Origin of the sequence: Streptococcus sp. 22.1 (assembly GCF_016648645.1) — a bacterium.
In the GTDB taxonomy this organism is placed as follows: Bacteria; Bacillota; Bacilli; order Lactobacillales; family Streptococcaceae; genus Streptococcus.
Map to the genome: position 1 here is coordinate 15,548 of NZ_JACLQK010000004.1, position 22,489 is coordinate 38,036.

Annotated in this window: 15 protein-coding genes; 10 read left to right on the top strand and 5 right to left on the bottom strand. The window is 40.1% G+C overall.

Going from position 1 to position 22,489, the window contains the following annotated elements; all coding sequences use genetic code 11:
* The first annotated feature begins 2 nt into the window (after positions 1–2).
* Both H7U04_RS02670 and H7U04_RS02675 read left to right on the top strand, forming a co-directional pair.
* A complete protein-coding gene (locus H7U04_RS02670; protein WP_064524739.1) occupies positions 3–623 on the top strand; it encodes an SGNH/GDSL hydrolase family protein in 621 nt (206 codons plus the stop codon).
* Complete coding sequence (locus tag H7U04_RS02675; RefSeq protein WP_064524737.1) at positions 620–1,471, top strand: patatin family protein; 852 nt, start codon at positions 620–622, stop codon at positions 1,469–1,471. Before H7U04_RS02670 ends, H7U04_RS02675 begins: the two co-directional genes overlap by 4 nt.
* Before the next feature lie 26 nt (positions 1,472–1,497).
* Here the strand turns inward: H7U04_RS02675 and H7U04_RS02680 are convergent, their stop codons facing one another.
* From H7U04_RS02680 to H7U04_RS02690, 3 genes are all read right to left on the bottom strand, one after another.
* Positions 1,498–2,838 (bottom strand): D-alanyl-D-alanine carboxypeptidase family protein, encoded by a 1,341-nt coding sequence (locus tag H7U04_RS02680; protein WP_110981297.1) that lies wholly within the window; start codon positions 2,836–2,838, stop codon positions 1,498–1,500.
* A gap of 191 nt (positions 2,839–3,029) precedes the next feature.
* The gene (locus H7U04_RS02685) at positions 3,030–4,376 is read right to left on the bottom strand and encodes a D-alanyl-D-alanine carboxypeptidase (protein ID WP_110981296.1); all 1,347 of its coding nucleotides are present in this window, start codon (positions 4,374–4,376) and stop codon (positions 3,030–3,032) included.
* A 228-nt stretch (positions 4,377–4,604) separates the two neighbouring features.
* The gene (locus H7U04_RS02690) at positions 4,605–5,801 is read right to left on the bottom strand and encodes a cation diffusion facilitator family transporter (RefSeq protein ID WP_110981295.1); all 1,197 of its coding nucleotides are present in this window, start codon (positions 5,799–5,801) and stop codon (positions 4,605–4,607) included.
* 213 nt (positions 5,802–6,014) lie between these two features.
* Here H7U04_RS02690 and H7U04_RS02695 point away from each other — a divergent pair, with 213 nt between their 5' ends.
* The 3 genes from H7U04_RS02695 to H7U04_RS02705 all read left to right on the top strand — a co-directional run bounded on the left by H7U04_RS02695 (position 6,015) and on the right by H7U04_RS02705 (position 9,975).
* Positions 6,015–6,668 carry a uracil-DNA glycosylase gene (locus tag H7U04_RS02695; RefSeq protein ID WP_049545851.1) on the top strand — a complete coding sequence of 218 codons (654 nt, stop codon included), beginning with the start codon at positions 6,015–6,017 and terminating at the stop codon, positions 6,666–6,668.
* Between the two features lie 19 nt (positions 6,669–6,687).
* Positions 6,688–7,956: a dihydroorotase gene (locus tag H7U04_RS02700; RefSeq protein ID WP_110981294.1), complete on the top strand. Its 1,269-nt coding sequence runs from the start codon at positions 6,688–6,690 to the stop codon at positions 7,954–7,956.
* Between the two features lie 75 nt (positions 7,957–8,031).
* Entirely contained in the window at positions 8,032–9,975 is a 1,944-nt protein-coding gene (locus tag H7U04_RS02705; protein WP_110981293.1) for a DUF2207 domain-containing protein, read from the top strand.
* Positions 9,976–10,142: 167 nt separating this feature from the next.
* On the opposite strand, the gene H7U04_RS02710 is transcribed toward H7U04_RS02705, so the two are convergent.
* Both H7U04_RS02710 and H7U04_RS02715 read right to left on the bottom strand, forming a co-directional pair.
* Positions 10,143–11,432, bottom strand: coding sequence for a hypothetical protein (locus tag H7U04_RS02710; RefSeq protein WP_110981382.1), 1,290 nt, complete (start codon positions 11,430–11,432; stop codon positions 10,143–10,145).
* Positions 11,422–12,531 carry a hypothetical protein gene (locus H7U04_RS02715; RefSeq protein ID WP_230315716.1) on the bottom strand — a complete coding sequence of 370 codons (1,110 nt, stop codon included), beginning with the start codon at positions 12,529–12,531 and terminating at the stop codon, positions 11,422–11,424. The genes H7U04_RS02710 and H7U04_RS02715 overlap by 11 nt, the downstream gene beginning before the upstream one ends.
* Before the next feature lie 341 nt (positions 12,532–12,872).
* Between H7U04_RS02715 and H7U04_RS02720 the strand changes: the two genes are divergently transcribed.
* The 5 genes from H7U04_RS02720 to H7U04_RS02740 all read left to right on the top strand — a co-directional run bounded on the left by H7U04_RS02720 (position 12,873) and on the right by H7U04_RS02740 (position 22,254).
* A complete protein-coding gene (locus H7U04_RS02720) occupies positions 12,873–13,844 on the top strand; it encodes a thiamine pyrophosphate-dependent dehydrogenase E1 component subunit alpha (protein WP_037597784.1) in 972 nt (323 codons plus the stop codon).
* 24 nt (positions 13,845–13,868) lie between these two features.
* Positions 13,869–14,867, top strand: a complete 999-nt coding sequence (locus H7U04_RS02725; RefSeq protein ID WP_110981384.1) for an alpha-ketoacid dehydrogenase subunit beta — start codon at positions 13,869–13,871, stop codon at positions 14,865–14,867.
* A 236-nt stretch (positions 14,868–15,103) separates the two neighbouring features.
* Positions 15,104–16,492 carry a dihydrolipoamide acetyltransferase gene (locus H7U04_RS02730; protein ID WP_110981385.1) on the top strand — a complete coding sequence of 463 codons (1,389 nt, stop codon included), beginning with the start codon at positions 15,104–15,106 and terminating at the stop codon, positions 16,490–16,492.
* A 180-nt stretch (positions 16,493–16,672) separates the two neighbouring features.
* Entirely contained in the window at positions 16,673–18,430 is a 1,758-nt protein-coding gene (lpdA, locus tag H7U04_RS02735) for a dihydrolipoyl dehydrogenase (protein ID WP_110981386.1), read from the top strand.
* Between the two features lie 272 nt (positions 18,431–18,702).
* Positions 18,703–22,254, top strand: coding sequence for a GBS Bsp-like repeat-containing protein (locus H7U04_RS02740; RefSeq protein WP_110981387.1), 3,552 nt, complete (start codon positions 18,703–18,705; stop codon positions 22,252–22,254).
* Positions 22,255–22,489 lie beyond the last annotated feature (235 nt).

Below are 22,489 nucleotides of genomic sequence, written 5' to 3' on the forward strand. Positions count from 1 at the left end.
GTATGATTGAAACAACTAGGCCTGAGCTTGTGGCTTATCAAGAAGAGCGTTTAGCCAAATTTGTGAATGAAAATCAAAAGTTAGACAAAAGCCAAATCGTTTTTGCAGGGGACTCCATCACGGAGTTTTTTGCATTGAAAAAATATTTGGGTCGAGAGTTTCCCCTTGTTAACCGTGGGATTGCAGGAACAGACTCGGTTTGGCTTTTAGAACACCTTAAAGAGCAGCTCTTAGATTTGGAACCAAGTAAATTGGTGCTCTTGATTGGCATTAACGACATCGGAAGAGGTTACCCTATTCGAGATATTGTCACTCGTATTTCCGATATTATCATGACAGTTCGTCAGGAATCCCTCTTTACTGAGGTCTATTTGCTGAGTGTCTTTCCAGTTAGTGAAGAATCACAGTATGCTTCTAAGGTTAAGATTCGAAATAATACGACTGTACGTGAGCTAAATCAACAATTAGCTGTCCTCCCCGGTGTGACCTATGTCGATCTTTTTGATTACCTTACTGATAACATGGGACAGTTAAATGACAACTATACAACGGATGGTTTGCACTTGAGTCCACAAGGTTATCAAGTCCTTGCGGAACCAATCATAAAGGAGATTTTAGAATGAAAGTTGGCTTAGTCCTCGAAGGCGGGGGGATGCGTGGCTTATATACGGCTGGTGTATTAGATGCCTTTTTAGAAGCTGGAATTAAGGTGGATGGCGTTGTTTCGGTATCGGCTGGAGCACTTTTTGGTGTTAATTACCTTTCTAACCAGCCCCAAAGAGCCCTTCGCTACAACAAGCGTTTTATGGGAGACCGTCGTTATATGAGTTTCTGGTCATGGCTGACAACAGGTAACTTCGTTAATAAGGAATTCTCCTATTATAAGGTTCCCATGGAGTTGGATGTTTTTGATCAGGAGGCCTTTGCTGATTCAGGTGTTCCCTTCTATGTGGTCACTACAGATATTGAGACCGGAAAACCAGACTATATCAAGATTGACCATGTCTTTGAGCAAATGGAAGCCCTTCGTGCAAGTTCCGCCCTACCTCTGGTTTCTGAAATTGTCGAGTACAAGAGTAAACGCTACATGGATGGTGGTCTGTCTGATAGTCTCCCTATTGATTTTATGGAAAATTTGGGTTTTGACAAACTCATTGTAGTTTTGACACGTCCTAAAGGCTACCGTAAACAGCCATCTAAAACGAGTAAGCGAATCTACAAGCTCTTTTACCGCAAGTATCCTGAATTTGTCCAAGTGGCTTCGAATCGCCACATCCACTACAATAAGAGTATTGAAAAGATAGAGGCTTTGGAAAAAACTGGAAATCTTTATACTATCCGTCCAGAACACGCACTTGAAGTTAGTCGTTTGGAGAAGGATCCTGAAAAGTTTGAAGCCATTTATCAAGAAGGATTGGATCAAATGCGTAATGATATGTCTAATCTCAAAACATTTCTTGGAGACAACTAAAAACGTGCTCGGTTGAGCACGTTCTTTTAGTTATTCATTTGTCGAGCTTGACGGCGTTCTTTGACTTTTTGACGACGCTTTTTCTCATTGATAAAAATCAAGTAGATTACGTAAAGTGGTAATAGGAGGAAGCAGAACAGGGCAAAGTGTTTCATAAAGTTATGCTTATTACTTGTTTGTTTGTCCTTCTGACCACCTGAAAAGAGGAAGAAGCCAGTTTCAGTTGCCTTGACAGTACTTGTTTTAATCTTAGGTGAGACTGTTTTTAAGCCATTATCTACAAGGACATAATCATCTTTGACACTGATTTTAGGTTCTTGTCCTTTTTTGACTGTAGCATAAACATCCTTTTGGACATCGTATTTTTTACCACCAATCTTTTGTTTCCCCTTGCTTAGGACCTTCTTGTAGGAATAGTCTTTAAACATCTTCTCAATGAGGGAGTTACCGAAAGCATGGCGAATTTTTTCACTACTTTCATCTTCCCAATTTCCAACACCGAGGATGACCGAAATGACACGTTGATTGCCACGTTTACATGTAGAGATGTAGTTGTAATCTCCTCGTGGACTTGAGCCTGTTTTTAAGCCATCAACACCTTTGAGGCCGTAATCAGCACCAGGCAAGGAATAGTTGTAATTTTCAAAGGTTTCCTCGTATGGTGTTCCTTTTTTGACAGTTACTTTCTGTTGGCTAGTGTATTTAAGGATTTCAGGATGATGTTTGATAAGGTTATAGGCCATGATAGACAAATCACGGGCTGTCGTCTGGTTAGAATGGTTATTGTCATAACGTTTAGGTGTGTAGTACCCTTTGTAGGATGCTGCACCAGCTCCAGAGGCATTGTACCATTTGGTATTGGTCATCCCGAGCTCTTTAGACTTTTCGTTCATGCGATCAATCCATTTGTCAGGATCGTTGTCACTGAGATAGTTGGCAAGCATGACTGTAGCAACATTCGAAGATGGCACAGCTGTCATAGTGATCAGTTCCGAAACCGTGTACTTAACTCCAGAAACAATCTTGTTATTTGAAATTTCGTAGATATTAGCAATAGCCTCATCAGTAGGCTTGGCTGTAATCACGGTGTCTTCTTTGATTTCCCCTTTTGATAGTGCATCAAAAACCAAGTAGAGGGACATGGCCTTACTCATGGAAGCAGGGTCGCGGACTTCATCGATATTATCTTGCCAAAGGATATCACCAGTATTGGCATCAATCAAAAGTGATGACTTAGGTCTGTATGTCTCGGTGGCTTCCTTGTAGCCCGCTTTTTGTGCAATATCTACGAGTTGGTCAGCAGACGTCAGACTGGGAGCTAAAGCCATACTAGCTACCAGGAAGAGTCCAAATAATTTCTTTTTCACAAATAATCTCCTTAGTAACAACGTTTAGACGCTCTTTTAAAAGGCATCCTTTAATCTATTTTTGTTATATGTCTCCTAATAAAATGTCACATCGTACCATTATAGCATAGTTTTTGGTGATTTTATCAGTATTCTTGGGGTGATCTCCTTTAATAGGGGATAAAAAAAACGTGTCATGGACACGCTTTCTTTTATTTATTGATTTGTCTTGCTTGACGACGTTCTTTAACTTTTTGACGACGTCCTTTTTCATTAAGGTAAATCAAGTAGAGGAGACCAACTGGGATAAGGCTTAGCAACCAGAAATAAACTGGGAGTTGGCTCTTATCTGTTGTTTTAGTAGCCTTTTTATCTTTTTGGTCACTTCCAAAATCGAACCACCCCTTAACTTTAGTTACCTTAACAGAAGTAGCTTTGATATTAGGTGACACTGTCTTCAGACCATTATCAATGACAATGTGATCATCTTTAACAGAGATTTTAGGGTCTTTACCTTTTTTAACGGTGGCATAGACGTCTTTTTCGACATTGTATTTTTTACCGTCGATTTCTTGTTCACCCTTGCTAAGAACTTTCTTGTAAGAGAAGTCTTTGTACATCTTCTCAACGAGAGCATTACCAAAGGTATGACGAATCTCTTCACCTGTTTGGTCAGACCAATCACCAGAACCCATGATGACAGCAATCATACGTTGATCACCACGCTTGATGGTATCAATATAGTTGAAAGCACCTTCTGGGCTAGATCCTGTCTTCAACCCATCAACCCCATCAATTCCGTATTTGGCACCTGGAATAGAGTAGTTGTAGGTTTCAAAGGTTTCCTCGTAAGGTGTTCCCTTTTTAACTGTGACAACAGGTTTGCTAGTGTACTTGAGAATGTCAGGGTATTTCTTGATGAAGTTATAGGTCATGATAGCCAAATCACGCGCAGTTGTTTGGTTGGTTTGGTTGTTATCATAACGTTGAGGACTGTAGTAACCTTTGAAGGCAACAGCAACGGCACCAGAAGCGTTGAACCATTTGGTATTGGTCATCCCTAGCTCTTTAGATTTCTCATTCATCATGTCTAGCCATTTATCAGGATCATTATTGGTCAAGTAGTTGGCTAGCATCACGGTTGTAACGTTAGAGGAAGGCACCGCAGTCATAGTGATGAGTTCTGAAACGGTATAATCAACACCCGCAACAATCTTGTTGTTTGAAATTTCGTAAATATCGGCAATAGCTTGGTCGGTTGGAGTAGCTGTGATAACAGTATCTTCAGAAATCTCTCCTTTAGACATAGCTTCAAAGACCAAATAAAGTGTCATGGCCTTAGACATAGAAGCTGGGTCACGTACCTCATCAGCATTTTCTTCCCAGAGGACATCTCCGGTATTTCCATCGATTAAGAGGGTTGATTTTGGGCGATAGGCCTCAGTGGCTTCAGTATAACCAGCAGCGCGTGTGATATCCATCAATTCGTCTGCACTAGACAAACTCGGTGCTAGGGCTAGACAAGCTGCTAAAAGGACGGCAACAATTTTCTTTTTCACAATGTGTCTCCTTTAATATCTATGGGGTTCTGTAGCTGCCAGAACCTATTTTTATCTATTAATATCAATTGCCTGTCAAAACCCTAAATTCGGTAGTGACAAACATCTCCATTATAACATATAAAAGTTAGAGTTTTCCTAACATTTAGTATTTTAATGTAATTTTTAGAATCGATTGAATGTTACACAAAACTATTTGAAAGCAGAAAAAACGAGCTTGCTTGCTCGTTACTTTTCATCTTTTATCCTTGTGACTTGGTGGTAAATCATGAACCAGGTTTCATTTCGACGCCAGATACTAGTGTGGAAATTTCCTCCCAACTCATAACTAATTAATTTCGTTTTTTGACTAACAGATGTCATCTTGAAGCTGTCAAAATTATTGAGAAGTGGTTGGTGATTGGCAATGACTTCTTCACGATTGTAGTGGTGACCATTTTCATCGATTAAGTAGAAGTCTGGTGCTAAGAGATTTTCATAGTCAGGAATTTTTGACAGAATAATCTTTTCATTGCGAGAGAGTTTGTGAAGGACATTGCCATAAATTTCATCTTCGGGAATAGCAGCTGGTTCTACATGGACATCAGTGTCATAGACAGAGAAACGCTTGCTGAGAACCTCTTCAATTTGTTCAGTAATGGCATGACTCTCGTAAACAGAGAGGTCAGGATTCATTTCAACCACCATATCAAGATAGACGTTGCTACCATAGGAACGGCCACGCTGCTTCTTAACCTTAGTGACTTTTGGAATCTCAAGAATCGCTTTCTCATAGGCTTTTAGGTTTCTCTCATCGAAACCGTCTGACAAACTAAAGGTTGCTTCCATGAAGATATCATAGGCTGTCTTTAGAATGAAGGAGGTAATGATAATGGCTGTAATATAGTCAATAATCGTGAGGTTGAAGGATGCTGCAACAATGGCGATTGACGTTCCAATAGAAGTTACGGCATCGGAGAGATTATCCTTAGCGGCCGCAATCAAAGCGCTAGATTTCAGCTTTTTAGCAAGTCCTTTATTGTATAAGTAAACGCCACACATGACGATAGCAGAAAGAACTCCGACGGTTGCACCAAGGGGATCGACTACAGTTTCCTCTCTTAGAAAAATCTTTCGGACTGTTTGAATTAAGACTTGGAAGCCCACCACGAACATGATAAAGGAAGTGACTAGGCTTGATAAGTCTTCAATCTTCCAATGACCAAACCTATGATCTGCATCAGCAGGTTGACTAGCTAGGTGCAATCCAATGAGTAGGGCCACGTTCCCTAAAATATCTGACAAGTTATTGAAACCATCGGCAATCAAAGAGCTAGAATTTAAAAAGTGTCCAGCTAGAAGTTTTGCAATGGTAAGAAGAAGGTAGGCAGCGATGCTGACAATGGGACCTCGTCTGGCTGCTCTTAAATTTTCATACGTAGTCATAGGGTTACCTTTTCTGTTAAAATACAAGTTTAAATTATAGCATAAAACTATAACGAGTTAAAGGTTGTAAGCCCTTTAAACTTATGGAGTAATGTATTTTTAAAACTTGATAAGAAATGCTTCGTAATCATGGTGTTTTTTCAGTATTTTCCGAATATTCCCTACAAATTATGGTATAATTTAGGGTGTAAAACAGTCTAAAAAGAGGTTTTTATGGAACATTCGACATGGCACAAGCTTCTGAAAGAGGAGCTGCCTGACCATTATTTTTCAAAGATAAATCAGTTTATGGACCAGGTTTATAGCCAGGGGACAGTTTATCCGCCGCGTGACAAGGTTTTTAATGCCTTGTTGGAGACTCCGTTTGAAGAAGTGCGGGTGGTAATCCTTGGTCAGGACCCTTATCATGGGCCTCATCAAGCACAGGGACTTTCCTTCTCGGTACCTGATAGCCTTCCAGCTCCCCCGTCTTTGAAAAATATTCTCAAGGAATTAGAGGAAGATTTAGGTCCTAGATCCTTTCATGATTTAACGTCATGGGCCGAGCAGGGGGTGCTTTTGCTTAATGCCTGTCTAACAGTTCCAGCAGGTCAAGCAAATGGGCATGCTGGTCAGGTTTGGGAACCTTTTACAGATGCTGTGATTAAGGTTCTCAATCAAAAGGATACTCCTGTTGTCTTTATACTTTGGGGTGGCTATGCTCGTAAGAAGAAGGCGCTAGTGACTAATTCTAAACATGCCATTATTGAGAGTGCCCATCCGAGTCCCTTGTCGGCCTATCGTGGTTTTTTTGGCAGCAAGCCATTTTCAAAAGCCAATGCCTACCTTGTATCTCAAGGCCAATCCCCAATTGATTGGTTGAAGTAAAATAGAAAGTTGGAAGATTATGTTACTGATTAAAAATGGTCGTGTTGTAGACCCTAAGTCTGGTTTGGATACGCAAGCTGATGTTCTTGTTGATGGTAAAAAAGTTGTTAAGATTGCTGAAAATATCGAAGCTGGAGATGCTCAAGTCATCGATGCGACTGGTCTTGTGGTTGCTCCTGGCTTGGTGGATATCCATGTTCACTTCCGTGAGCCAGGTCAAACTCATAAGGAAGACATTCATACTGGTGCCTTGGCAGCGGCTGCAGGTGGTTTTACAACAGTTGTAATGATGGCTAACACTAATCCAACGATTTCAGATAAGGAAACCTTGGAGGAGGTCTTGACTTCGGCAGCTAAGGAAAATATCCATGTTAAGTCTGTTGCGACTATTACTAAGAATTTTGATGGTGAAAATCTCACTGATTTCAAGGGTTTGCTTGAAGCCGGTGCTGTCGGATTCTCAGATGATGGTATTCCATTGACCAATGCTGGTATTGTCAAAAAAGCCATGGAGCTAGCTAAGGAGAATAATACCTTTATCAGCCTTCACGAGGAGGATCCTGATCTAAATGGTATTCTCGGTTTCAATGAAAATATTGCTAAAAAAGAATTCCATATTTGTGGGGCAACAGGTGTAGCTGAGTACAGTATGATTGCGCGTGATGTCATGATTGCTTATGATACCCAAGCCCATGTTCATATTCAACACTTGTCAAAAGCTGAATCTGTCAAAGTGGTTGAATTTGCTCAAAAACTTGGAGCACAAGTCACAGCGGAAGTAGCACCACAGCACTTCTCAAAAACTGAAGACCTCTTGCTTTCAAAAGGTGCTAATGCCAAGATGAATCCACCACTTCGTTTGGAATCTGACCGTCAAGCCGTTATTGAGGGATTGAAATCTGGAGTGATAACTGTTATTGCCACAGACCACGCGCCACACCATGCCGATGAAAAGAATGTCGATGATGTGACTAAAGCACCATCAGGAATGACTGGTCTTGAAACCTCTCTATCTCTTGGATTGACCTACTTGGTTGAAGCAGGACACTTAAGCTTGACGGAACTCTTGAAAGTAATGACTAGCAACCCATCTGATCTTTATGGCTTCGATGCTGGTTATTTGGCTGAGAATGGACCAGCTGACCTTGTGATTTTTGCAGACAAGGAAAAACGTCAGGTCACAGCAGACTTTAAGTCTAAAGCAGCCAATTCACCATTTGTAGGCGAAGAACTTACGGGCAGTGTTAAATACACTATCTGTGACGGTGAGATTGTTTATCAAGCCTAAATAGCAGATCAGAGCAGGGCACATCGAGACACTTGGTGTTGCACCTGCTTTTTTAGTCCTTAAAGGAGCAAAATGATGAAAAAGATACTGAAAGGTCTTGTTAAATACCTTGCTTTAACTGTTTTGTTAGCCTGTTTTCTGCCACTTTCTTTGCAACGCGTTCAAGCTGACGAGGATGAGGTAGAGTATAGTCTACCTTCCTATGTTGGTCACCTTTCTATACATGATGATGGTAATGCGACGTTTACTCAGGAAGTGACTTATGATTTTGATAGTGACTATAAAGGTCAGTATGTAACCTTGGGGAAAATTGGTGGTTATTCTATTATGGATGATCCCAAGGTTTCAGCAACCGTAAATGGGAAAGAAAAAACAGATATTACAGTTGAAAAAACAGACTCTTATGATGGTGTTAAACTCAAAGTTTATAATTCAGGTTCAGATGGTGATAGGGTTGTCCTCAAAGTTACTTGGCAAATCCAACAGTTGTTGAATCTATATTCAGATATTGCAGTTTTAAATTGGTTTCCAATCTCTGATTGGGATAAAGGATTTGGACAGGTTGATTTCACAGTTGATGGTCTAGATGCAAGTCAAGGAGAACTTTACGCCCACACTGGCTATTTTGGAAAAGACCCACAGGTTAAACGTACTGCTACAGGTTATCAGGTTCATGTAGACAATTTACCATCATCAGGTAAATTGGAATTACATGCCTACTGGCCAATGACCAGTGCTTTACGGGAAAATAATCAGGCTTATTTATTACATAAGACAAATGAGGCAGAGTTTTTTAAAAAAGAAAGAGATATCAAAAAGTCTAAAGAAAACTACCGACGCATTTTTTATGTCATTTTGCCACTTGTAATTTTAAGCTTTGTTCTTATTGGTATTTTCTGTTACCTTATTGTTCTTTATAGCACTAGAACGCCTTCTTTCCCTCGAGCTGCACGTCTTTATGAAGCCCCTCAAGATTTAGCACCTTTGGTCTTAGCTAAGAATGTTTATAATCAGTCTTTCGATAAAACAGGGCTAAAAGAAGAAACGGGTCCTTTGAAGTTCAAATATATGGTGCAAGCTACCATCCTCGATTTGATTGATAGAGGTTATCTCACTTTTAGGCGAGAAGGTGATAGTAATATTCTGACACGTATTGAAAAGGAAGGTCTCTCTTCGTTTGAAGGGGCATTCTTAGATATGTTGTTTGATGGTCGCATGGAAATTAGAGATAGTGAAATGTTCTCGCGCTATTATCTTGATAAAGATGCTCTAGAAAAACAATTCAAGAGTGCTAGAACAAGCTATGAGCGAGAAACTATTCGTTCTCAGGGAAAACGTGTCAAATATCAATTCTCTAATGACGGCTATCAAGTAGCCAAAGGCGTTGAAAAAGAGGAGTTTGCGCTAGGACTTCCTAAAATTTATAGAGATTTTAGTGCGAAAGAAAAGACATTTAACATATTGGGAGTAGCAGCTTTGGCACTTTCAATGATGCTTTGTATACTTTCAACTTTGTTCTTATTTGCTGCCTTTGGATCAGGACTAGGTTTTTACTATATTCTTGGTCTCCTACCTATAGCAGGACTTACCGTTTTATTCTGGTTCTTGGTGAAAAGACGTCGTCAGAGATGTCTTGATGCAACTCAAATTTCAACCTATTACCAGTGGCATAGCTTTAAAAATATGATTCAGAGTATTCCTAGCTTTAAAGAGTCAGAATTAGAATCTGTCATCCTATGGAATCGTATCTTGGTTTATGCGACACTCTATGGACAGGCGAAAAAAGTTAGTGATGTGCTAAAACGATACAACATTCACCTCAGTAATCCATCTCTAGATGAGTTTACTTATTCTGCGACACCATTTATTATGCTGAATAATGTCAATTATCTAGAATCTTATGTTTCTGCCTCAGATACCGTAAGTAGCTTTTCTATCAATTCAAATAGTGGTAGTGGCGGCTTTGGAGGCGGTGGCTTCTCTGGTGGTGGCGGAGGAGGCGGTGGTGGCGCCTTCTAAGCTACGCTAGTTGGAGTTTACTATCAATAGAGACACTCAGTCTATATGATCTTGGGTGTCTTTTTGTTTGGCGAATAATTCCTTTCATTCTAAACTGTTAGGAATTTTTAGTGAGAAGAGATATAAAGTAACAAAAAAAGAGCCAGTGGCTCTTTTTAAATATAATCTTAATAACCAGGTTCAAAGATTTCAATAATTTGAGTCAGATAACCTGCATGTAAACCGATGCGATAGTCAACATTTGGCAAACTCTTTACTAAATCATTCAGTTCTTTATCTTTGCTAACCTTATCAGCCAAAACTGGTAATTCAACAACAAGGAGTTGTGAGTGATCTAGTTGAAGGTAACTACTATTGACCTTGACATCAGGACGAAGTAGTTTAAATATCGCTCTTTCCGAAGCTTGGAGCAGTTGATATAAATCGAGGTCAGATAAAGGAATCTCACCAAACTGAGGACTGATGTTTATAGCAATATCAATATGAGCAGCTCGCATTTCTAAAATGCGGTTAGAGAGGAAACTAGATATTATTGGATTGCTAAGCCTATCCAAGTTTTCTTGAGTCTCTGGATTACCAATGCTAGCATTGTCCGTTTTATAAATCTCAAGTAGACTAGTAGCTTTGGCAGTATCTTCATTTTCCAAGGCAAGAGAAACCTCCTTGAGATTTTTCTTGAATAAGTCGAAGGACGTTTGCTTTTGCATAATAATCTGGATAAAGGATTTGCTATAGTTAGTCATAGTACCCAACAATTTATGACGTTCTTTGTTCAGTCTATCGATAGATTGTTGGTGGACAGCCTGGTTCCAATTGTAAAAATCCCATAGTAGTAGGGCAATATAGAGAACTAAGATAACAGAACTATTAGGACTGACCTTGAAAACTATTTCAAATAAATTTTTAGGGTCATTTGCTGTTGGAAGAATACTGTTAAGACCATGGATGACAGTAAAGAAGACATAATAGACAGCTAGGAAGGCAGTGCTTCGTAACCAGTTACGTCTAGCCCAAGCTTCGTCAAGACTACTCATCTGATTTAGGTCTACGGCGAAGATTTTAAGCATTAGGTAAATGATTAATGGTGCTAGGATGTAGGTCAAGATATGTAAGTTAGTGTTGAGAGTAATATCACCTTTGATATGTAAGACGTGAGGGATAATGACAATTGAAAGTAGTCGTGTTGCCATATCAAAAAGGATAGTTGGATAAAAAGCGTAAAGCAATCGATGATAGAAAGAACGCTCTTTGACAAGGGCCAAATCGGCAACAAGGAAGAAAAGCGGGTCCACAACGATTTTTACGAGACTAAAATAGGACGCTGCAGCTACATAGGACAAAAATAGAAGTAAAAGGTGTCCTTGTAGTGGCTTAATCTTAGACATAATCTGGTAGAGGTACCAAATAGAAATGAAACTAATGGCCTGTAAGAGAGGATTGATAATATTAGTAATCATTGTAACCTCCTTTAGTCATGTCAATCTCAATTTGTAAGCGATAAATCCCAGCACGTGTATTTGAAACAATGTTAACGTTTGGATAAGTAGATAGAATAGTATTGACGCGTTTTAGTTCAGGGTCAGAGAAATCAGATGTAATAGCTGAATCTTCTTTAGTGCTTGAACTTTCAACGACAAAGTGTTGACTATCCTCATCCTTAAAATAAGCATAGCTAAGGTATTTCTGTTCACTATCTTGTGCTTGGTCAATGACATGATCCAAGATAGTTGATAGGACATATACCCAGTCTAAAGGATAAATAGGATAGACGGTAATAGGTTCTGGGACCTCCATACTAACCCAAACATCCAGTTCTTTTGCCTTTAGAAATTTAGCTTCAAAGAGTACCTGTAAATCTGGCAGTTTAATATTTTCTAGTTTGTCTCGATAAAAATGATCAATCTTCTTATCTAGCGGATTCGGTGTCAGCAAGTAGTCAATTAACTCCTGAGCTTCCTCATTTTGTTGAAAACGGATGATATCGTAGAGGTTTTCAGCTTCGTCTTTGATGAAGAGCTCTTGGCTAGTCTTTTTTTGGTACCAGGTATTGATGTTCTGACTTGATTTTTGAAGAAGGAGAGAATGTTCCTCTTGGGCTGCTTGTGTTTGAGCATTGAGGTCTTTTCTATAGAGTTTAACCTGCTTAGATAGAATCAGAGCCGTAATGATAAGAAAGGCAATGGTAAAGTGAATGTCTGTTGAAACGAGTTCAGAAGCAAAGTAAATAAAGGCTAAGCTACAAAGAGCGACAGACGTTGACCTGTACCATGGTCTTGCTTTATCAATTTGCATCATTCGAGAGTAGTCCACCTGAAGAAGGGCACTTTGTGCAAACCAAAGTAAAAAAGCAAGAAAGAGAATAAAGGGACCAGCAAAATAGTAATCCAAGACTGCAGGGAAAAAAATTGGAATAATCAGGAAAATGACCAATCTTACCGTTAAGGCAAAGGTGAAAGGTATGAAGAAAGTCTCCAAAATGGTATGTCTTAGATTTTTGTAGGATTTGGCAGCTAGAAAGAGTACAAGTGCAATAAAACCGGATTTTGGATAAAACATGCCAAAATAACTAGAGGCAAAAATTGCTATACCAGCTAAAATAATAATCCAGTATCTAAGCGGCCTTTGCGTGGTCACCTTGAAGATAATAATTTGTAAAATAAAAGCTATACATGCCGTAAGCCCGTGAATTATGACATCACTCAATATCAAATATTCTCCTATTCGGGTAAAATCTATATAATCACATCATTATACCATATCGCAAACAAAAAGAGCATACGAATTGCCTATAAGTGATAAAGATGTAAGGCTTTTCATTTTTCAAGCATATTTCTTGCCCATTAAGTTTTTTTAACCTATCCTAGATGTATAGTAAAATTTCGATAGAGGAGATCGATATGGTAAAACTTTCTAAAGAGACACATCTTGAGATGTTCACTAAAATGGAACGTATTCGTGAATTTGATTCACGTATTAATAAATTGGTTCGTCGTGGTTTTGTTCAAGGAATGACTCACTTTTCAGTTGGTGAGGAAGCAGCCAACGTTGGGGCTGTTCAACACTTGAGCTATGACGATATCTTCTTTTCAAATCACCGTGGTCACGGACAATCTATTGCCCAAGACATGGATTTGAATAAAATGATGGCGGAGCTTGCAGGAAAGGCGACAGGTGTTTCTAAGGGCCGTGGTGGTTCTATGCACTTGGCTGACTTTGAAAAAGGTAACTACGGAACTAACGGTATTGTTGGTGGTGGTTATGCTCTTGCCGTAGGTGCAGCTCTCACTCAGCAATACAAAGAAACAGGAAACATTGTTGTGGCCTTTTCAGGAGATGGTGCAACTAATGAAGGCTCATTCCATGAGTCAGTCAATATGGCAGCTACTTGGAAATTGCCGGTTATCTTCTTTATCATCAATAACCGTTATGGTATCTCAATGGATATTCATAAAGCTACAAACACACCTCACCTTTATACACGTGCGGAAGCTTATGGTATTCCTGGTTTCTACTGTGAAGATGGTAACGATGTTTTGGCTGTATACGAAACAATGGGCAAGGCTGTTGAGCATGTCCGTGGTGGCAACGGTCCCGCTATCGTTGAGGTAGAATCTTACCGTTGGTTTGGTCACTCAACTGCTGATGCAGGTGTTTACCGTACTAAGGAAGAAGTTGACGAGTGGAAGAACAATAACGACCCAATTATTAAATACCGTAACTATCTCGTTTCTGAAAATATCGCAAGCGCTGAAGAGTTAGATGCTATCCAAAGCCAAGTTAAGGCAGAAGTTGATGCAGCTTATGAGTTCGCCCAAAATAGCCCAGATCCAGAACTTTCAGTTGCCTTTGAAGATGTATGGGTAGACTAAAGAGAAAGGTTGAGGAATACAAGTATGAGTGAAACAAAAATGATGGCCTTGCGTGAGGCAGTAAACCTTGCTATGAGCGAGGAGATGCGTAAAGACGAAAACATCTTCCTTATGGGTGAAGATGTCGGTATCTATGGTGGTGACTTCGGTACATCAGTTGGGATGTTAGCAGAATTTGGTGAAAAACGTGTTAAAGATACACCAATTTCAGAGGCAGCTATCGCTGGTGCAGCTGTTGGATCTGCCATCACAGGTCTTCGTCCAATCGTTGACTTGACTTTCATGGACTTCATCACGATTGCCCTTGATGCTATCGTTAATAATGGTGCAAAAAACAACTACATGTTTGGTGGTGGTTTGAAGACTCCTGTAACTTTCCGTGTAGCTTCTGGTTCAGGGATTGGATCTGCGGCACAGCACTCACAATCTCTTGAGTCATGGTTGACTCACATTCCAGGGATTAAAGTGGTTGCTCCAGGTAATGCTAACGACGCTAAAGGTCTTTTAAAATCTGCTATTCAGGACAATAACATTGTTATCTTCATGGAACCAAAAGCACTTTACGGTAAGAAAGAGGAAGTGACTCAAGATCCTGATTTCTACATTCCACTTGGAAAAGGTGAAATCAAGCGTGAAGGGACTGACCTTACTATTGTCACATATGGTCGTATGTTGGAACGTGTTCTTAAGGCTGCTAAAGAAGTGGCTGAACAAGGTATTAACGTTGAGGTCGTTGACCCACGTACGCTTATCCCACTTGATAAGGAATTGATTTTCGAGTCAGTTAAGAAGACTGGTAAACTGATGTTGGTCAATGATGCATATAAGACTGGTGGATTCATCGGTGAGATTGCTGCTATGGTTACTGAAAGTGAAGCATTTGATTACCTTGACCACCCAATTGTACGTTTGGCAAGTGAAGATGTGCCTGTACCTTATGCGCGTGTCTTGGAACAAGCGGTTCTTCCAGATGTTGAAAAGATTAAGGCTGCTATTATCAAGATGGCCAATAAAGGAAACTAACTTTCTAGCGACGGTTAAGTGATATGTCTCGCTAGTAAAATGTGTTTCTTGATTTAACTGTGAGAGTATCGGAAAATATAATTTAAAGTAGAAAGGAGGGGGCGTTAAAGCGTTTGAGTTGATTTGAACTCAAACGAAATGCTTCGGAATTTAGATAGTTTTATTTGTGTGCAAGCACACTAAATGTAAAACTCCTAAAACTCTGTCGCATTTTAGCGTTCTTAGTATCATAAAATATGGCTTTTGAGATTATTATGCCAAAGCTTGGTGTGGACATGCAGGAAGGCGAAATCATCGAGTGGAAGAAACAAGAGGGTGATGTGGTTAATGAGGGGGATATCCTTCTTGAAATCATGTCAGATAAAACGAACATGGAACTTGAAGCAGAAGATTCTGGTGTTCTATTGAAGATTACCCGTCAGGCTGGTGAAACTGTACCAGTTACTGAGGTTATTGGTTATATTGGAGCAGAGGGTGAAGTTGTGGCCGATAATGCTGCGAGCGCACCAGCTACAGAAGCTGCTCCGCAAGTTGAAGAAGTTGCTACTGTGGAAGCACCTGTAGTGGCAGCACAAGCCAAAGCCCCTGTCGTACACGAAGGTGGCAAAGTACGTGCAACACCTAAAGCACGTAAAGTAGCGCGTGAGTTGGGGATTGACCTCGCTCAAGTTTCAGGAACTGGAGCAAAAGGTCGTGTTCATGCTGATGACGTTGAGGACTTTAAGGGTGCTCAACCTAAGGCAACTCCGTTGGCACGTAAGATTGCAGCGGACCTTGGTATTGATTTAGCTAGCGTATCTGGAACAGGCTTTGGTGGTAAGATTACCAAGGAAGATGTCCTTGTAATCAGTGCCCCAGCCCAAGTTAAGGAAGCTGCAGCTGCACCTGTGGTTGAAGCTAAGCCAGAAAAAGTCTTGCCAGAAGGTGTGGAAGTTATTCCAATGTCTGCTATGCGTAAGGCTATTTCTAAGGGAATGACGCACTCTTACTTAACTGCGCCAACCTTTACCCTTAACTACGATGTGGACATGACTAACCTTATGGCTCTTCGTAAGCAAGTCCTTGATCCAATCATGAATAAGACTGGCATGAAGGTGACCTTCACTGATTTGATTGGTTTGGCAGTTGTGCGTACCCTTATGAAAGAGGAACACCGTTACCTCAATGCATCCTTGATTGATGATGCGCAAAATATCGAATTACACAAATTTGTTAATCTCGGTATTGCCGTTGGTCTCGATGATGGCTTGATTGTACCGGTCGTTCATGGTGCAGATAAGATGAGTTTGTCTGACTTTGTGGTGGCCTCTAAGGATGTCATCAAAAAAGCTCAGGCTGGTAAATTGAAAGCGGCAGAAATGTCAGGTTCTACTTTCTCTATCACTAACTTGGGAATGTTCGGAACCAAGTCATTCAATCCAATCATTAATCAACCAAACTCAGCCATTCTTGGTGTTTCAGCAACTATTCAGACACCGGTTGTTGTTGATGGTGAAGTTGTCGTACGTCCAATCATGGGTCTATGCTTGACTATTGACCACCGTATTGTAGATGGTATGAATGGTGCTAAATTCATGGTTGATTTAAAACATTTGATTGAAAATCCAATGGAATTGTTGATTTAAGTAAAAAAATATCTGAAAACTGAAGTTTTAAAATAGAAAGGAGAGGGCGTTAAAGCGTTTGAGTTGATTTGAACTCGAACGAAATGCTTCGGAATTTAGATAGTTTTACTTGTGTGCAAGCACACTAACGTAAAACTCCTAAAATTCTGTCGCATTTTAGCGTTCTTAGTATCATAAAATATGGCTTTTGAGATTATTATGCCTAAGCTCGGTGTGGACATGCAGGAAGGCGAAATCATCGAGTGGAAGAAACAAGAGGGTGATGTGGTTAATGAGGGAGATATCCTTCTTGAAATCATGTCAGATAAAACGAACATGGAACTTGAAGCAGAAGATTCTGGTGTTCTTTTGAAGATTACCCGTCAGGCTGGTGAAACAGTACCAGTTACTGAGGTTATTGGTTATATTGGAGCAGAGGGTGAAGTTGTGGCTGATAATGCAGCCAGTGCACCTGTTGCAGAAGCAACTGCTCAATTAGAATCTGCTGGTCTTGAAGTTCCTAAAGCTCCTGCCCAAGCTGCTCCAGCAGCTGCTGCAGAAAAAGCACCGCTTGCTGACAATGAGTACGATATTATCGTTGTTGGTGGTGGTCCTGCTGGTTACTATTCTGCCATTCGTGGTGCACAACTTGGTGGTAAGGTTGCCATCGTTGAAAAATCTGAATTTGGTGGAACATGTTTGAATAAAGGATGTATCCCAACTAAGACCTATCTTAAAAATGCAGAAATCCTTGATGGACTTAAGATTGCTGCAGGTCGTGGTATTAACCTAGCGTCAACAAACTACACTATCGATATGGATAAGACAGTTGACTTTAAGAACTCTGTTGTTAAGACTCTTACTGGTGGTGTTCAAGGTCTTTTGAAGGCTAACAAGGTCACTATTTTTAACGGTCTTGGTCAAGTTAATCCAGATAAGACAGTTACTATTGGTTCAGAAACAATCAAGGGACGTAATATCATCCTTGCGACTGGATCAAAAGTATCTCGTATCAATATTCCTGGTATTGAGTCACAACTTGTGATGACATCAGATGATATCCTTGACTTGCGTGAATTGCCTAAATCACTTGCTGTTATGGGTGGTGGTGTCGTTGGTATCGAACTTGGTCTTGTTTATGCTTCATACGGTGTAGAAGTAACTGTTGTTGAGATGGCTGACCGCATTATTCCTGCTATGGATAAAGAAGTGTCACTTGAACTTCAAAAAATCCTTGCTAAGAAGGGTATGAAGATCATGACTTCTGTTGGTGTTTCTGAAATTGTTGAAGCCAACAACCAATTGACCCTTAAACTTAATAATGGTGAAGAGATTGTAGCTGATCGCGCCCTTCTTTCAATCGGTCGTGTTCCTCAGTTGGATGGTCTTGAAAATCTTAACCTTGAATTAGACCGTGGTCGTATCAAAGTGAATGCTTATCAAGAAACATCAATCCCTGGTATCTATGCACCGGGTGATGTAAACGGAACTAAGATGCTTGCTCACGCTGCTTACCGTATGGGTGAAGTTGCAGCTGAAAATGCTATGCATGGTAACGTTCGTAAGGCTCACCTTGACTACACACCAGCTGCTGTATACACACACCCAGAAGTCGCAATGTGTGGTCTTACTGAAGAAGATGCACGCGCTAAATATGGTGATGTCCTCATTGGTAAATCAAGCTTTGCTGGTAATGGACGTGCTATTGCTTCAAACGAAGCTCAAGGTTTTGTTAAAGTCGTTGCAGATGCGAAGTACCATGAAATCCTTGGTGTTCATATCATTGGACCGGCTGCAGCTGAATTGATTAACGAAGCGTCAACAATTATGGAAAATGAATTGACTGTAGATGAGCTCTTGCAATCTATCCACGGTCACCCAACCTTCTCTGAAAACATGTACGAAGCCTTTGCTGACGTACTTGGAGAAGCAATCCATAACCCACCAAAGCGTAAATAATACGGATAAAATTCTCGGACAGATGTTCGAGGATTTTTCTTTTGTCGCAAATTTTCATCTTTAGATAAATCTCGTAAATTTCTTTGCATTTTTTGTGTTAAGTACGAATAGTTAGTTAAAGGGTTTTCAAATAAGATAAGTCGCTATTTTAGTAGCGTTTATAATTTTATAATATTTCTATTTTATTTAGAAAATTTTTAATAACGCCCTTTCCACGAGAGTTTTTCTGTGGTAAAATGGTTCAAGTATTACAAATGCAAAAGGAAAGTTAAATGCGAACAAAAGATTTTATCTACTATGCTAGTGCGGCTGTTCTCTTGGCTGTAACTACTCAGGTTGCTCAAGCAGACGAAGTGGCAACACAAACGCCTTCTATTACTGAAGGGAATCAGTATCAACCTGCGACAGCGGCTGAGATTTTTGGTGGTGAAGCAGCCTTACCTGTAACTCCTAGTTCAACGGTTTCAGCACCCGCAGCTTCGAGTGAAGTGGCAAAAGCTAGTGCTCCAGTGGTATCTACGTCTCCTGCTTCACAGAGTTCCGAGGCTGCAACGGCAACTGCATCAACATCTGTAGCTAACTCAACAACGATTGTTACGTCTACATCAGCAGTGACTTCAAACGCTAGCTCTGAGAGTGTGACCGCTTCTGCACATTCAACAGCTTCTGAAGCCCCTAACAGCGCTGTTGCCACACCTGCTAAATTAACGAATTCTACGGATGTTCCTTCGCCAACTCTTAAGGTGCAACCGAAGACTTTTATCGATGTCAGCAGCCATAATGGTGAAATCAGTGTAGATGACTATCGTGCTCTTGCACGCCAAGGTGTTGGTGGTGTCGTTGTTAAGTTGACTGAGGATACTTGGTACAACAACCCTAAAGCACCATCACAAGTTCGCAATGCTCAAATTGCCGGTCTTCAAGTATCTACCTATCATTTTTCTCGATACACAACAGAGGAAGAAGCACGTGCCGAGGCTCGTTTCTACATTCAAGCTGCACAAAATCTTAACCTTCCAAAGAGCACTGTTATGGTTAACGATTTCGAAGACTCTAAGATGCTTCCAAATATCAACCATAACACTCAAGCTTGGGTTAACGAAATGCGTAAGCATGGATACAACAACTTGATGTTCTACACAAGTGCCAGCTGGTTGGATGAGAATAATCTAGGCTACCGTGGACCTGTCTCAACCTCTCAATTTGGTATCGAAAATTTCTGGGTCGCACAGTACCCATCATCAACTCTTACAGCTACAAGCGCTAAAAACATGCGTTACAATGCTAAAACTGGTGCTTGGCAGTTTACAGCAACTGCTAATATCCTGCCAGGTAAACATGTCTTCGACCACAGCGTGGATTATACAGGACGTTTCACAGCTAATGCTAGTGCTGAGGTTGATGCAACTCAAGGCAATTTGAGTGGAACCATTTCTATTGTCAACAATAATCCAACTGTTGGTAGCTTTGATGTTGTCATCTCTAATGTCAAAGCACCAAATGGTGTTGAAACAGTCTCTGTCCCAATTTGGTCAGAAATTAATGGTCAAGATGACATTATCTGGTATACGGCTAACCGTCAAAATAATGGAACTTATACAGTAAACGTTAAGGCTTCAGCTCATAAAAACTCGACAGGGCTTTATAATATCCACCTTTATTATGTTCAAAAAGATGGTCAATTGACGGGTGTTGGTGGAACAACTACGCAAGTCTTCATTGGTAAGACACCTGAGCAGTTGAAACCTAAAGCAAGTTTTGCTATTGAAAACAATAATGCTAAGGCTGGAACTTTTGACGCCGTTATCACCAATATCTCAGCACCACTAGGTGTTAAAGAAGTTTTGGTGCCATCATGGAGTCTTGAAAATGGCCAAGACGACCTTATTTGGCATAAGGCGACTAAGCAAACTGATGGCAGCTACCGTGTAACCATTAAGGCAAGTGAGCATAAGGGCACTAAAGGAAATTACCGTGCCGATGCTTATATCGTGGATAACTCTAACAATCGCCATTATATTGCTGAAAAAGTAGTGGCTGTTGATTATGCTCGACCAAGTGGTGTCCTTACGATTGAAAACAACAATACTGCAGCAGGTACTTTTGATGCAGTTGTTCGTAACATTGTTGCTCCTACAGGTTTGAAAGAAGTTCTTGTTCCTTCATGGAGTTTAGCTGGTGGTCAAGACGACCTTATCTGGCATAAGGCAACTCGTCAAGCCGATGGTTCTTACCGAGTGACTATCAAAGCAACGGATCATAAGAATTCAACTGGTAAGTACCGTGCCGATGCCTACCTTGTAGATGACTCTAACAAACGTTTCTACCTTACTGAAAAAGTGGTAGAAGTTTCTCAAACTCGTCCTAGTGCAAGCCTCTTTATTGAAAATAATAATGCTGATTTAGGTACTTTTGACGCTGTTATCCGCAATATCGTAGCACCAAATGGGGTTAAGGAAGTTTTAGTTCCTTCATGGAGTCTCGTTAATGGACAGGATGATCTCGTTTGGCACAAGGCTAGTCGCCAATCTGATGGTAGCTACCGTGTCACTATTAAGGCTAGTGAGCATAAAAATTCACTAGGAAATTACCGTGCTGACGTTTACATCGTAGATAATGCCAACCAACGTCATTATGTCACTGAAACCATTGTAGACGTAAAACATAATAAGCCAGTCGGTACTATTTCAGTTGTTAATAACAATAATGATACTGGTACTTTTGATGTCATTATCAGTGATGTCTATGGTTCTAAAGGTGTTCGTACTGTTCAAGTACCTATTTGGTCTGAAAAAGATGGTCAAGATGACATTCGTTGGTATGAAGCCACACGTCAAGCTAATGGCACTTATACGGTAAATGTTCAAGCTACTAACCACAAAAATTCAACAGGTTTGTACAATATTCATTTGTACTACATTTTAAATGATGGGTCACAAGTTGGTGTAGGAGGGACAACGACAACAGTTGAATTCCGTAATGCTAAGACTAAAACGCAAACCTATATCACTAATGTTAATTCAGAAGCAGGTAGTTTTACAGTTGTAGTTGATCAAGCGCCACAAGGACGTCAGATTAAGAATATTCGTGTAGCTGTATGGTCAGAAAGTAACCAAGGAAACCTTTCTTGGTACAATACAGCACCTACTGGAACACATACTGAAATCAATGTATCGACTGTTAATCATAAGAATCTCATAGGTAACTATACGACTCACGTTTATGTAGATTATGTAGACAATACTGTAGACGGATTTAACCTTGGTGAGACAGCTCTTGCTCCACGTAATCGTCGTGTTGAACCTCAGACGACTTATTATTCTCAACGTGACCCTCGTTGGGCTTCTAAGTGGTATGGTGTCAGCAATATGGATCAATCTGGCTGTGTTCCAACATCACTTGCCATGACTTTTACAGATATCTTGGGAACTGTCATTGCACCAACGACAGTTGCGGATTATTTGTACTACAATACAAATTCATTTAACAAAACATCAGTCGCTGGTACTGATGCAGATGGTATTGTATTAGCAAGTAAAAATTGGGGTCTGAAGAGCAACGTACTTTCAAGTATTGCTAACATTGCCTCAGCTTTGATGTCAGGGCAACACGTTTTGGCGGCAGTAGGAGCAAGTCAATTTATCAATTATCCTTACACGCATGAAATCGTACTTCATGGCTATGATAATGGTAAAACATATGTTCGTGATCCATTTAACGCCAATAACAATGGATGGTATTCATTGGATTACATTCATGGTGTTCAGAGTAGAGATTCAATGGATACTAAGCTTGGTGCACCATTCTTCTCTGTCTTTGCTTAATCTATCAATCAAAGGTCTTTAGAAGGAAACTTCTAAGGGCTTTTTTAGTGTTGATTTTTGATAGTTATCTTGTTATTTACCTATTTTCAGAATATTATATACAGGGTTGAAATCTTATATTTATAGGTTTTTACGTTATTAATTTGGGTTGTGTTAGTACTATTAGTATAGAAATTACTTAAATTTTTATCATTTTTGTAGTTTTTTTAGAGAATTATCACTTTTCCTCTATTCG

Coding starts and splice junctions, on each gene's coding strand:
- H7U04_RS02670 (WP_064524739.1), top strand. CDS start 3: ATGATTGAAACAACTAGGCCTGAGCTTGTGGCTTATCAAGAAGAGCGT.
- H7U04_RS02675 (WP_064524737.1), top strand. CDS start 620: ATGAAAGTTGGCTTAGTCCTCGAAGGCGGGGGGATGCGTGGCTTATAT.
- H7U04_RS02690 (WP_110981295.1), bottom strand. CDS start 5,801: ATGACTACGTATGAAAATTTAAGAGCAGCCAGACGAGGTCCCATTGTC.
- H7U04_RS02695 (WP_049545851.1), top strand. CDS start 6,015: ATGGAACATTCGACATGGCACAAGCTTCTGAAAGAGGAGCTGCCTGAC.
- H7U04_RS02700 (WP_110981294.1), top strand. CDS start 6,688: ATGTTACTGATTAAAAATGGTCGTGTTGTAGACCCTAAGTCTGGTTTG.
- H7U04_RS02705 (WP_110981293.1), top strand. CDS start 8,032: ATGAAAAAGATACTGAAAGGTCTTGTTAAATACCTTGCTTTAACTGTT.
- H7U04_RS02710 (WP_110981382.1), bottom strand. CDS start 11,432: ATGATTACTAATATTATCAATCCTCTCTTACAGGCCATTAGTTTCATT.
- H7U04_RS02715 (WP_230315716.1), bottom strand. CDS start 12,531: ATGTTTTATCCAAAATCCGGTTTTATTGCACTTGTACTCTTTCTAGCT.
- H7U04_RS02720 (WP_037597784.1), top strand. CDS start 12,873: ATGGTAAAACTTTCTAAAGAGACACATCTTGAGATGTTCACTAAAATG.
- H7U04_RS02725 (WP_110981384.1), top strand. CDS start 13,869: ATGAGTGAAACAAAAATGATGGCCTTGCGTGAGGCAGTAAACCTTGCT.
- H7U04_RS02730 (WP_110981385.1), top strand. CDS start 15,104: ATGGCTTTTGAGATTATTATGCCAAAGCTTGGTGTGGACATGCAGGAA.
- lpdA (WP_110981386.1), top strand. CDS start 16,673: ATGGCTTTTGAGATTATTATGCCTAAGCTCGGTGTGGACATGCAGGAA.
- H7U04_RS02740 (WP_110981387.1), top strand. CDS start 18,703: ATGCGAACAAAAGATTTTATCTACTATGCTAGTGCGGCTGTTCTCTTG.